At 62.6% G+C, this 12,686-nt stretch carries 9 protein-coding genes and 1 pseudogene; 5 read left to right on the plus strand and 5 right to left on the minus strand.

The window, feature by feature from the left end:
• The first annotated feature begins 29 nt into the window (after window positions 1–29).
• Window positions 30–1,163, plus strand: coding sequence for a DUF2865 domain-containing protein (locus AC5ZG1_RS14705; protein WP_496133271.1), 1,134 nt, complete (start codon window positions 30–32; stop codon window positions 1,161–1,163).
• Here the strand turns inward: AC5ZG1_RS14705 and AC5ZG1_RS14710 are convergent, their stop codons facing one another.
• Genes AC5ZG1_RS14710 through AC5ZG1_RS14720 form a run of 3 tightly spaced genes read right to left on the minus strand, consistent with a single transcriptional unit; the run spans window position 1,164 to window position 4,706 of the window.
• Complete coding sequence (locus AC5ZG1_RS14710) at window positions 1,164–2,915, minus strand: NAD+ synthase (protein WP_496133272.1); 1,752 nt, start codon at window positions 2,913–2,915, stop codon at window positions 1,164–1,166.
• Window positions 2,916–2,960: 45 nt separating this feature from the next.
• The gene (locus AC5ZG1_RS14715; RefSeq protein WP_028166519.1) at window positions 2,961–3,314 is read right to left on the minus strand and encodes a diacylglycerol kinase; all 354 of its coding nucleotides are present in this window, start codon (window positions 3,312–3,314) and stop codon (window positions 2,961–2,963) included.
• A gap of 3 nt (window positions 3,315–3,317) precedes the next feature.
• The gene (locus AC5ZG1_RS14720) at window positions 3,318–4,706 is read right to left on the minus strand and encodes a class II 3-deoxy-7-phosphoheptulonate synthase (RefSeq protein WP_130226354.1); all 1,389 of its coding nucleotides are present in this window, start codon (window positions 4,704–4,706) and stop codon (window positions 3,318–3,320) included.
• Between the two features lie 171 nt (window positions 4,707–4,877).
• On the opposite strand from AC5ZG1_RS14720, the pseudogene AC5ZG1_RS14725 reads away from it, so the two are divergent.
• Window positions 4,878–5,782 (plus strand): annotated as a pseudogene (locus AC5ZG1_RS14725) (alpha/beta hydrolase family protein).
• 932 nt (window positions 5,783–6,714) lie between these two features.
• Complete coding sequence (gene cax, locus AC5ZG1_RS14730) at window positions 6,715–7,818, plus strand: calcium/proton exchanger (protein ID WP_496133273.1); 1,104 nt, start codon at window positions 6,715–6,717, stop codon at window positions 7,816–7,818.
• Window positions 7,819–7,855: 37 nt separating this feature from the next.
• On the opposite strand, the gene AC5ZG1_RS14735 is transcribed toward cax, so the two are convergent.
• Both AC5ZG1_RS14735 and AC5ZG1_RS14740 read right to left on the minus strand, forming a co-directional pair.
• The gene (locus AC5ZG1_RS14735; protein ID WP_196237355.1) at window positions 7,856–8,032 is read right to left on the minus strand and encodes a hypothetical protein; all 177 of its coding nucleotides are present in this window, start codon (window positions 8,030–8,032) and stop codon (window positions 7,856–7,858) included.
• Window positions 8,033–8,104: 72 nt separating this feature from the next.
• Window positions 8,105–8,548 carry a hypothetical protein gene (locus AC5ZG1_RS14740; protein ID WP_496133274.1) on the minus strand — a complete coding sequence of 148 codons (444 nt, stop codon included), beginning with the start codon at window positions 8,546–8,548 and terminating at the stop codon, window positions 8,105–8,107.
• 478 nt (window positions 8,549–9,026) lie between these two features.
• Between AC5ZG1_RS14740 and AC5ZG1_RS14745 the strand changes: the two genes are divergently transcribed.
• Entirely contained in the window at window positions 9,027–9,785 is a 759-nt protein-coding gene (locus tag AC5ZG1_RS14745) for a Crp/Fnr family transcriptional regulator (protein ID WP_496133275.1), read from the plus strand.
• A 766-nt stretch (window positions 9,786–10,551) separates the two neighbouring features.
• Entirely contained in the window at window positions 10,552–12,510 is a 1,959-nt protein-coding gene (locus AC5ZG1_RS14750) for a hybrid sensor histidine kinase/response regulator (RefSeq protein WP_456646317.1), read from the plus strand.
• Window positions 12,511–12,686: the final 176 nt, after the last annotated feature.

A 12,686-nucleotide genomic window follows, 5' to 3' on the forward strand; every position in this document is an offset into this window, starting at 1 on the left:
TGAACTCTTGCTTCTCCCGCTGGATTTTGATGTGCGCCCTTCTGGTCGGCACTGCCCTGCCGGCCACTGATGCGTTGGCGCAGACGCCTGACGATGCTTACGCGCAGATGTCTCAGGACGCGCCGCCGGGCGCGCCGTCCAATCCGATCTGCATCCGGCTCGAGGGTCAGCTTGCGAGCATCGACCGCGGAGGCGGCAGCGGCGATTCGATCAGGGACGAGCAGATCCGCCGCTACCAGGAAGCCGCCTCGAGACAGCAGGCCGAGCTCGACCGTGTGATCGCGCAGGGGCGGCGCATGGGCTGCGATGGCTCCGGCTTCTTCTCGCTGTTCAACAACGGCCCGGCGCAATGCGGTCCGATCAACACCCAGATCCAGCAGATGCGCAGCAATCTCGATCAAATCATGATGACCCTGGAGCGGATGCGCAGCGGCGGGCTCGGCGGCGGCGACCGCGAGAACCAGCGCCGCTCGGTGTTGACTGCGCTCGCGCAGAACAATTGCGGCCCGCAATATGCCAATGCCGTGCGGGGGCCTGGCAATTTCCTCGACAATCTCTTTGGCAATCGTAACGATGATAACGTGACCATTGCGCCGCCGACCGGCGACCTCGCCCCGCAATCCGGCACCTACCGTACGGTCTGCGTGCGAAGCTGTGACGGCGCCTATTTCCCGATCTCGTTTGCGACGGTGCAGGGACGCTTCGCCGACGACGAGAAGACCTGCAAGGCGCAGTGCCCGGCGGCGGAAGCAACCCTGTTCGCCTATCGCAATCCCGGCGAGGACATCAACCAGGCGGTCTCGGTCAATGGCCAGCCCTACACGTCGCTGCCGAACGCGTTCAAGTTCCGCACCGAGTTCAACCCGTCCTGCTCCTGCAAGCCGGCGGGGCAGACCTGGGCGGAAGCGCTGAAATCGGTCGACGACAGGGCCGCCGTCGAGCAGCAGGGCGACATCATCGTCACCGAGGAGAGCGCGCGGAAGATGCAGCAACGCGCGCAACAGCAGTCCACCAAGCAAGCCCCGGCCGGGAAGAAGGGCGCGACATCAGCGAATGCCAGCCCGGCGCCCGACGCACCGGCAGCGCCGGTCGACCAGACCCCGCCGGGAGATCGGCCGATCCGCACCGTTGGCCCGACTTTCCTCCCGAAGAAACAACAATAATCAGCCCTCGAACGCCTCCACCGAAGCGCGGGTACCGCGCGTCACCAGCTTCTCTTCCGGCTGCGGCAACGCCTCGCCGCGATCGCGAAAGCGGTTGGTGATGGGATAACGGCGGTCGCGGCCGAAATTCTTCGGCGTGACCTTGACGCCGGGCGCGGCCTGCCGGCGCTTGTATTCGGCGATGGAAAGCAGGCGATCGATACGCGCGACCAGTTCGCGATCGAAGCCTGCGGCGACGATCGACGCGAGCGGCTCCTCGCGCTCGATCAGGCGTTCCAGGATCGCATCGAGCACGTCGTAAGGCGGCAGCGAGTCCTGATCGGTCTGGTTCTCGCGCAGTTCGGCCGTCGGCGGCCGCGTGATGATCGAGGGCGGGATCACCTCGCCCGACGGGCCGAGCGCGCCGTCCGGCTTCCAGGTGTTGCGCAGGGCGGAAAGCCGGAACACCTCGGTCTTGTAGATGTCCTTGATCGGGTTGAAGCCGCCATTCATGTCGCCGTAGAGCGTGGCATAGCCGACCGACATCTCCGACTTGTTGCCGGTGGTCACCACCATCGCGCCGGTCTTGTTGGAGAGCGCCATCAACAAGGTCCCGCGGGTCCGCGCCTGCAAATTCTCCTCGGTGATGTCGCGCGGCAGGCCCTTGAACGGCTCGGCAAGGATCTTCTCGAACCCGTTCACGGCGTCCGCGATCGGCAGCACCTCGTAGCGGATGCCGAGCATCCTGGTCAGGCTTGCCGCATCATCCAGCGACACCTGCGCGGTGTAGCGGAACGGCAGCATTACGCCGTGGACCTGCTCAGTACCGAGCGCGTCCACCGCAATCGCCGCGCAGAGCGCCGAATCGATGCCGCCGGAGACGCCGAGCAGCACCCCCGGAAAGCCGTTCTTGCGGACATAGTCGCGCAAACCGAGCACGCAGGCCGCATAGTCCGCCTTGTCGCCCTCCAGCAGTGGCATGATCGGTCCGTTGCAGCGCCAGCCCGCCTCGCTCCTGGTCCAGCGCAGCGTCGTGATGCTCTCCTCGAAGGCCGGAAGCTGCGCCGCCACCGACAGATCAGCGTTGAGCGCGAACGAGGCGCCGTCGAACACCAATTCGTCCTGCCCGCCCACCTCGTTCAGATAGATCAGCGGCAAGCCGCTCTCGGTGACGCGGGCGACCGCGATCGAAAGCCGGAGATCGTTCTTGTCGCGCGCATAGGGCGAGCCGTTTGGCACCACTAGGATTTCCGCGCCGGTCTCGGCGAGACATTCGACGACGTTCTCATAATCCTCGGACTCTTCGAGCCAGATGTCCTCGCAGATGGGCACGCCGACCCGGACACCTTTCACCGTGACCGGCCCCGGCGCCGGTCCGCGTGCGAATAGCCGCTTCTCGTCGAACACGCCGTAGTTCGGCAAGTTGGCCTTGAAGCGCAGCGCTGCGATGCGGCCGCCGTCGAGCAGCGCGCAGGCGTTATAGAGCTTGCCGTCCTCGACCCAGGGCGTCCCGATCAGGACCGCCGGACCGCCATCAGCCGTCTCACGCGCCAGTTCCTCGACCGCGGCACGGCAGGCGGCCTGGAACGCCGGCTTCAGGATCAGGTCCTCCGGCGGATAGCCGGCGATGAACAGCTCCGACAGCACCATGAGATCGGCGCCGGCGGCCTTCGCCGTCTGCCGCGCGGCGCTCGCCTTCGAGGCGTTGCCGGCGACGTCGCCGACAGTCGGATTGAGTTGCGCCAGTGTAACAATGAACTCAGGTTCGCTCATGGGATCAATGGTGCCTTGCACCCCTGTAAACTGCAATCGCCTGCGTTAGATCATGCCCATGCGCTCGGCGAGGGCGAACAGCCAGAACAGCCCGGCCATCACCAGCGCAACGCCGACCGCGGCGGAGCCCATGTCCTTGACCCGACCGATCTGCGGATCATGGTCCGTGGTCAGGCGGTCGGCGAGCTTCTCGATCGCGGTGTTGAGCAGCTCGATCACGAGCACCAGCACCACCGATGCAACGAGCTCGACGGAGCGCATCACGGTGGCGCCGATCAGCCACGCCGCCGGCACCGACAACAACAGCGCCACCACCTCCTCGCGAACCGCCTGCTCGGAACGGATCGCAAAACCAAGGCCGTTCCACGAATTGATGGTGGCCCGCCAGAACCGCAGCAAGTGTTAGAGCCCCGCTACTGCCGGCATCGGTTTGACCTTGCTCGCCCGCTCCTGTTTCAGGAGCTCTGCGATCAGGAAGGCCATATCGATCGACTGTTCGGCGTTGAGACGGGGATCGCAGACCGTGTGGTAGCGGTCGTTGAGATCCTCGTCCGTGATCGCGCGCGCGCCGCCGATGCATTCGGTGACGTCCTGCCCGGTCATCTCCAGGTGAACGCCGCCGGCGTAGGTGCCTTCGGCCTGATGGATGGCGAAGAACGACTTCACTTCCGACAGCACCCGGTCGAACGGACGGGTCTTGTAGCCTGATGTCGAGGTGATGGTGTTGCCGTGCATGGGATCGCAGGACCACACCACCGTGCGCCCTTCCCGCTGCACCGCCCGGATCAGCGCCGGCAGATGCTCGGCAACCTTGTCGGCGCCGAAGCGGGCGATCAACGTCAGCCGGCCGGGCTCGTTGTCAGGGTTCAGCACGTCGATCAGCTTCAACAACTCATCGGCCTTCAGCGACGGGCCGCATTTCAGGCCGATCGGATTCTTGATGCCGCGGAAATATTCGACATGGCCGTTCTCGAGCTGGCGGGTGCGGTCGCCGATCCAGATCATGTGGCCCGAGGTCGCGTACCAGTCGCCGGTCGTGGAATCGACCCGCGTCAGCGCCTGCTCATAGCCGAGCAGCAGGGCCTCGTGGCTGGTATAGAAATCGGTCGATCGCAGTTCCGGATGGCTCTCGAGGTCTAGGCCGCAGGCACGCATGAAGTTCAGCGCTTCCGAGATGCGGTCGGCGAGTTCCTTGTAGCGGCGTGACTGCGGCGAGTCCTTCAGGAAGCCGAGCATCCACTGGTGCACGCTCCCAAGATTGGCGAAGCCGCCGGTGGCGAACGCCCGCAGCAAATTGAGGGTCGCCGCCGACTGCCGATAGGCCATCAACTGGCGCTGCGGATCGGGCGTGCGCGCCTCCTTCGTGAAGGCAATGTCGTTGATGATGTCGCCGCGATAGCTCGGCAGTTCGACGTCGCCTGCCTTCTCGGTCGGCGAGGAGCGCGGCTTGGCGAATTGCCCGGCGATGCGGCCAACCTTCACCACTGGCAGCGCGCCGGCATAAGTCAGGACCACCGCCATCTGCAGCAGCACACGGAAGAAGTCGCGGATGTTGTTGGCGCCGTGCTCGGCAAAACTCTCCGCGCAGTCGCCGCCCTGCAAGAGGAAAGCCTCGCCGGCAGCGACACGCGCCAGCGCTTTCTTCAGGTTGCGGGCTTCGCCCGCGAACACCAGCGGCGGAAAGGTCGCAAGCTGCGCCTCCACGTCGGCCAGTACCTTGGCATCCGGATAGTCCGGCATCTGCAAGACCGTCTTGGCGCGCCAACTGTCGGGTGTCCAGCGCTCGGACATGGGCGTTAACTCCTGAGCAAAAACCGCTACTTATCCGGGAAAGCGAAGCTATATATACAGGCTGTTGAAGGACCGCCAGCCGGAATTCCATCTGTCCGCTCAAGCTCTTGCAACAACAGTCGAATTCGCATTTGTTAGAGCAAAACGTCAACGCTTAAGGAAAATCCGTAAGTGGCTGAGGCTGCGCTCGACGACGTCTTCGCCGACGACATCATTGTACCCGCCATCGACGGCTACCCTCTCGGAGCGACGCTGTTCCTGCCCCGCGGCGCCAAGTGGCAAGCGGTCCTGATCAATTCGGCGACCGCCGTGCCGCGCAAGGTCTACAAGGGCTTTGCCGCCTATCTCGCCAAGCGCGGCTCCGTCGTCCTCACCTACGATTATCGCGGCACCGGCGATTCCGGGCCGAAGTCCGTGAGCGGAGACAAGCAGCCGAAATCGCTGGTCGGCTTCAAGGCTTCGATGTCGGACTGGGCCGCGCTCGACGTCACCGCCGCCGTGAGATGGATGCGCGAGCGCAACCGGGCGCTGCCGCTCGCTTATATCGGCCATTCCTTCGGCGGCCAGGCGCTGGGACTGATCCCGAACAACATCGAGGTGTCGCGCGCGCTGCTGGTCGCCTCGCAGGCCGCGACCTGGCGATTGATGGCCTCGCCCGAACGCTATCGTGTCTACGGCGCCATGAACTACATCCTTTTGCCGTTGACCCGCATGCTCGGCTACACACCCGGCTGGGCCGGGCTCGGCATGGATTTGCCGAAGGGGGTGTTCGAGCAGTGGACGAATTGGGTGAACCGCCCGCGCTATCTGTTCGATGATGCTGCGCTCACCACGCTATCGAACTTCGCGAAGTTCGAGGGCGCCCTGCGCGCGCTCTGCATCAGCGACGATCCCTGGGCGACGCGGCCCGCGGTCGAATTGCTGTGCTCGGGATTTGGTGCCGCCAAACCGGAGATCATCGCGATCACGCCTGATGATGCCGGCGTTGCGAAGATCGGCCATTTCGGTTTCTTCCGCCCGAGCACCGCGACACGCTCTGGCGCGGCGCCGCGGAATGGCTCGAGGCGGGTGAGTAGCTCAAGCGCTATCGTCATTGCGAGCTCTGATTCATTTGATTCAAATGTCAAACAGCTTCTCCGCTGTCATCATCCGGCTTGACCGAACGATCCAGTATTCAGAGGCGGCGGTGCTTGAGCCGAGAGGCCGCCGGATACTGGATGCCCCGCTTTCGCGGGGCATGACGATAGAGTTTGAGGAAAAAACGTGAATCTGCATTCTCGCGGCATGTATTGCCCGAGCTTTGCGTCTCGTTTCACCCTCCTCGACTTAGAGGGCGCAGGGAAAGCCGGGTGCCGGTTGCACCCGTGGGTCCCGTGCAACAAAAAGCACGGGGGTAGGACCACAGGTTCAACCGAAGCATTCCGGCTTTCCCTGCGCGATGGTGTTACGGTTTCCTTCGTGCTCTCCTCGGTGACCGGGCTTTCTTGCCACCGTCACCCGCGGCAGCTCTTGCTGCTCGCAAGCTTAGCGCCAGCGTCGGGGCGCCAGGACCACACGACTTCGCCGTCCGTGAATGCCACGCTCGTCAGTCGTGACACTCTCGTCCACCGCATCCCACCGCAACGTTCGTGACGATCGCGACCCGCCCCTCATCCGCCGTGAGACGCGCGGAGTTAAATCACTGATTTGCCCGACGACGGAAGCGGAATGTTTTTCGCTGCAGGAGTGGACGAGGCAAATCAGGTTGAATACGCTGGCGAATTTTTCTCCGCCGTCATTCCGGGGCGATGCGCCAGCATCGAGCCCGGAATCCATTTCACCACCCGCGCAAGTGGACGAATGGATTCCAGGCTCGCGCCAAGAGGCGCGCCCCGGAATGACGGGGGTGAGCAGCCCGTCATGCAGAGGGCATCGGGAAGCTGAAGAGTCCCGCCTTGAGCTAGATCAATAACAAACGGGGCTCTGCGCTCAGAAACGTGCCGTCGACTGCTTGCGGAGGGGTAGAACAATGAACCTTCTGCTCAAGGAAATCAGGCACAATCCGCTGCTCTGGATGCTGGTTTTCGTGCCTGTCGTGCTCGTGGTCGAAAGAACGGCGCCTTCCGCCCACACAGTCCTCTTTGTACTCGCTGTGCTGGCTATCGTACCGCTTGCGGCTCTGCTTAGTCACGCAACCGAAAGCGTTGCTGAAAAGACCGGTGATGCGATAGGTGGCCTGCTCAACGCCACGTTAGGAAATCTAACCGAGCTGATCATCGCGATAGCCGCGCTACGCGCTGGAGAGTACATGCTGGTGAAAGCATCGATCGCTGGCGCCATCGTCACCAATTCGCTGTTCATGCTGGGAGCTTCATTTCTGCTCGGCGGGCTCAGGCATCACGTTCAGGACTACAATCGCGCCGGAGGAAGGCTGTATTCGGCATTGCTGTTGATGGCCACGATCGCTCTGCTCGCACCGGCAGCGGTCGCCGACCTCGATCTGGCACGAGGCGCGGTGATGGCACAGAAGCTCAGTGCAGGCCTTGCCGTATTGCTCATACTTGCCTACGCGCTGGGCCTGCTGTTCTCGCTCAAGACGCACAAGGAACTCTTCGCGAGCGAGGATCACGGCGAGGCGGGCGGAGCTGGTTGGCCGATTGGACTAGCGAGCGGCACACTCATCGTCGTCACGGTGCTAGTTGCCCTGGTGAGCGAGATATTCGTTGGTTCCGTGCAGAAGGCAGGAGAGACTCTACGGATAAGCCCTGCGTTCGTCGGCTTCATCATCGTCGCGCTTGTCGGTGCTGCGGCGGAAATGGCGGTGGCGTTTTCTGCGGCCCGGAAGAACCGCCTCGATATGAGCGTCAGCATTGCGCTCGGAAGCGCCTCGCAGATTGCCCTGTTTGTTGCGCCGGTACTGGTGCTTCTCAGCTACGTTATCGGTCCGAAACCAATGGACCTGCAGTTCTGGCCGGGCGCCGTCACCATGGTGATGATCGCCACCGTTACATCCTGCTTCATCACCAACAGCGGACGGTCAGCATGGTTTATTGGTGCCTTGCTGCTATTCATCTACGCGATCTTCGCCATGACGCTGTATATGGTGCCACCCGGATCGCACGAGCCGATCTGAGTGACACGAACCCGCTCAACGGCTGCTGGTACCGCGCTCAATCCTGCTTGCGCCGGTTCTGATCGAGGCGAAGCCTCTGCGCCCTCATGCGCTTTATCTCCTCGTCGAGCTCCTCCATTTTTTCGCCGAACCGCTCGTTCTTCGATTTCGGCGACTCGCTGCCGCGCAGCTTTTCAAGCGCTTTCTCAACTGAGAGCTTGGGAGTGTCGGCCATGTTAGATCAACCTCAACTGAGAGCAGGCGGCAGCCGCGTTACCGAACTGCCGTCCGCAATGGATGGTGTTCGTCAGTATCGATATCCGTAAGGATACTGACCCGGGCAGACCCAATTGCCGTAGGTGTCGTAGGAGCAGCTATTGTAGCCGCCGTAGTAGCCGTAGGCTCCGGCCGCGGCAGCTCCTACCGCTGCCGCACCGAGGCCATAGGCCGCCCCTCTCCACGCCCCGCGATATGCCGCATTGCGGTAAACCCCTCCGGCAACTGCCGCGCGGGCGACCGGGCGCCCCGCTATTGGCCGATACCCGTATCCACGTCCGGCGACCCCGTATCCGCCGACGCGCCCGGCATGAACAGCCCCGCCCCGGAACTGAGCGCCGCGCATGCCGCCGCCATGAAATCCACCGGCACGGAGCCCTCCACCTCCACCACGGCGGGCAAAAGCGTCATCTGGAACCAAACTGGCAGCGACAAGAATGGCTGCCGCGAAGCCGATGAGACCGTAACGAGCCATGGGCATCCTCCCGATTGTGGAGTGCCGTCGATCCGATAGCTCCGGCAGAGATGCCCGCGCCAAAGGGGGACCAGCACCATCAACAGTTTTCGTTGCGAGCCTGCATTTCGTTTGACTTAGATCAAAGCCTTCCACGAGTTCACCGCCCCATCCGCCGAGCTTGATCCAGATCAAAACGCCCCGAGGTTCTTACGAAATCGTTCATCGTGGAGGGCTAGCGCGATTTTGGATTTAGGCGCATAATTTTAGCGTTGCTGGTGGCGTTTATTCGCGGGCGTCGGTAACCGAGAGATCGGTTGTGCTCCCGCCGGCTGCGGACGCTAAGGCGCTTCGCGAAGAGGCTGCCAAGCTACCACCACTGCGTTTCAAGCAGGACACCTTAGCGAAATGAAAGACCATCAGGCGCGGCACCGCAGCCTGGCCCCCGAAATTCTCTGCAGAGAGCCGCACGTCCGTCGAGGGAAGGAGCTTTCCCGTGATGGAGCACCCTACCAGGGTCGGTAATCGACTGTTAGCTGCACTGCCGCCGGCAGATTTTAATTTGCTCGCTCCCTACCTCCGAAACGTATCGCTTGAACGCGACGAGGTTCTGATACGATCGACGGAGCGAATTGAGCAGATCTATTTCCCATGCAGCGCGACGATTTCGTTCATGCTGGACATGCCCAACGGCCAAACGGTGGCAACCGCTGTCATCGGGAATGAGGCAGCCGCGGGGCTGTTGTCGGCGCTGGGCCCCACCCGCTCTGAGGCGACCGCGATCGTGCTCGTCGCTGGGACATCGTTGCAGATTTCTCCTGCAAGATTTCATGCGGCCTTCAGCCACAGTGGCGCGATCAGGGATTTGGTTTGGGCCCACACCGGGGTCCTGATGACGCAATTCCAGTACGTGGGCGCCTGCAATGCGCTGCACTCGGTCGACGCCCGCTTGGCGCGGTGGCTGCTCCATATCCACGATAGAATTCATGGTGACATCCTGCCGGTGACGCAGGAGGAACTTTCGACGTTGCTCGGCGTGCGGCGAACGACCGTGACGCAGGTCGTGCACAAGCTTCGGGTGTCGCGCGCCATCCGGTCCAATCGGCGGGGTCTGATTGAGATTGACAGACCGCGGCTCGAAGCAGCGGCATGCGATTGCTACAAGGCTATGTGCCGTAGAATCGATTGCATTGTGTCGCCGCCGGAAAGGAGGCCTCACAGTCACGCCGCGCCGGGTGCACAAATTCCACGAGAGTGAGATCGCATTTTGCCCAAGTCCGGCATTGAGTCCATTTCGCCGTTCACGCTTGTGGCCTAATGGATTCTCTGATGTGCAAGAGCACATCATAGCTCGTCCTTCGCTTTAATGGTGGCTGGCCCGTCGCTTCGATTGGCCGCGCTTCTTCTTCGCGAGCAAGCGCTTCAACTTGGCTCGCAGGCGAAGAATCTCTTCGTACTGGGCGCGCAGATCGTTTCTGATCCAGGGCGCTGATGGCGGCTCATTGCGGCGGTTGCGGTTTGGCATACCGCAACCTAGTGCCAACATTTCCCGGCCGCAGCACAATACCGGAATTAAGCTTGATGCTACGGATTCAGGTTAATTCCGGAACCAGATTTCCTCGCTTTCCATCCGCGCCAACGCAAGCCGGATTTCCAAACAAACCAGAAAAGGCTGCGGCCGCAACGATCCATCGCAGCCCGCGGCTGCAGGAATAAAAATCCCCAGCTCCGCATGAGCTGGGGACCGGAGGCCTGCCGGACTCACAAGGGGTGTCAATAGTCCGGCACGTCATGCTCACAGCCGCCGCCGACTCGCGCCACAACCTATATCTATCCCTAGGGGTGAATCGGACCCGTCGATCATCACTGCCTACCGGTCACGGTAAGCCGTTTGGCCGATAGCGGAACTAGCTGGAGCTACTGCTATTATTGTCAGCAACACCGCCAATCGTGTAGCGCACAACCTGCACGGCCCCAATCACTCCGACCGAGTATGCCTCGACACGCGAGCAGCCTTCCCAAGCATGGAACACCCCGTAAACCAGATAGCGGACGCTGAACGCCTTCAACTCCTCATCGACGCCATTGTCGACTACGCCATCTACATGGTCGAGCCGGATGGCACGATCGCGAGCTGGAATTCCGGCGCCGCGCGCCTGAAGGGCTACCGCGCCGATGAAATCATCGGAAAATCGTTCTCGATGTTCTACCCACCCGAGGATCGCGACGCTGGGCTGCCAGACCGGGCGCTCGCCACTGCCCGCGAGAAAGGACGGTTCACCGCCGAAGGCTGGCGGGTGCGCAAGGACGGCAGCCGGTTCTGGGCAATGGTCGTGCTCGACGCCATCAAGGATGAACAAGGAAGGCTGCTTGGCTTCGCCAAGTTGACCCGCGACATCACCGAGCGGCAGGAGGCCCACCAGAGGCTGCTGGAGAGCGAGCAGCGCTATCGGCGGTTGATCGAAGCGGTCGTCGATTATGCGATCTTCCAGCTCGATGCTGCTGGCAACATCGTTACCTGGAACCCCGGTGCGCAGCGGATCAAGGGCTACGAGCCGGACGAGATCATCGGCCAGCATTTCTCACGCTTCTACAGCGAAGAGGATCGCGCCCTCGAGATTCCGAGGAAGGCGCTGGAGCAGGCCGCGCGCCAGGGCCGGTTCGAGGCCGAGGGCTGGCGAATCCGCAAGGATGGCTCGAAGTTCTGGGCCTCCGTCGTGATCGACAGGATCACCGACGAGAACGGCGAATTGATCGGATTTGCCAAGGTCACGCGGGACATCAGCGAGCGCAAGGAGGCCCAGGATAAGCTGGCGGAAATTCAAAACCAGCTGGTCGCCTCGCAGAAGCTCGAAGCGGTCGGACAGCTCAGCGGCGGCATCGCGCACGATTTCAACAACCTCTTGATGATCGTGATGGGCAATCTCGAAACCGCCGAACGCCATCTCAAGCAGGTTCCGGCCAACAGCAGCATCCAACGCGCGCTCGCTCACGCCAAGCGCGGCGCCCAACGTGCGGCCGCGCTGACCAGCAGGCTGCTCGCTTTCTCGCGCCGCCAGGCGCTTGACCCCAGGTCGATCAACCTCAACAACTTCCTGGCCGGCCTGCAGGACTTCCTGCAGCGGACCCTTGGTGAGCGGATCGAAGTGCAGACCGTCGGCAGCGCCGGCCTCTGGCAGGTGGAGGTCGATCCCAACCACCTGGAATCGGCGCTCGTCAACCTCGCGATCAACGCGCGCGATGCCATGCCGGAGGGCGGCAAGCTCACGATCGAAGCGGTGAACGTCGCCGCCGACGAGGAATATTGCTCACGCAATCCCGAGCTGACGCCGGGCCAGTATGTGGTCGTATGCGTCACCGACAACGGCGTGGGCATGAACCAGGACGTGCTGCATCACGCCTTCGAGCCCTTCTTCACGACAAAGGAAGCCGGCCACGGCACGGGCCTCGGTCTCAGCCAGGTCTACGGGTTCGTCAAGCAGTCGGGCGGACACGTCAAGATCTACAGCGAGGTGGGACAGGGAACAACCATCAAGATGTATTTCCCGCGCCACCATGGCGCGGTCATGGAAGCGGAAGAGATCAGCGAGCCTTTCGCCGAAGGCGACAAGGTTGAGACAATCCTTGTCGTTGAGGACGACGAAGATCTCCGCGCCTATGTAGGTGAGCTGCTGCGCGACCTGAACTATCGCGTGCTCACCGCTCCAAGCGCGCAAGCGGCGCTCACGCTGCTGCTGCAGGATCAGCCGCACATCAATCTCATGCTGACGGACGTGGTGATGCCCGGCATGAACGGCAGGGAACTGGGCAAACGAGCGATCCAAATCCGGCCGGAACTCAAAATCCTCTATATGACGGGCTATTCGCGCAACGCCATTGTGCACCAAGGCCGGCTGGATCAAGGGGTCGATCTCCTGGAAAAGCCCGTATCGCAAGCAAAGCTTGCTTTGCGCGTCCGCGAGATACTCGACCGCCCCGGTTAGCCTCGGATGGCGGCCGGCGGGAGCCCCCGCAGCGCCGCCGATGCTCCTGGCAGGTGAGATTTCTCCCCGCTATGGGCGCAAGGTGGCCTTTCGCCTAACGTGGTGAGGCTGACGGACAGTCGAGCGCTTCGCGCGTGAAGCGGCCACCGCGCACGACGAATCCTCCCAGATCAATT

The sequence above is a fragment of the Bradyrhizobium sp. Leo78 genome (assembly GCF_059512425.1).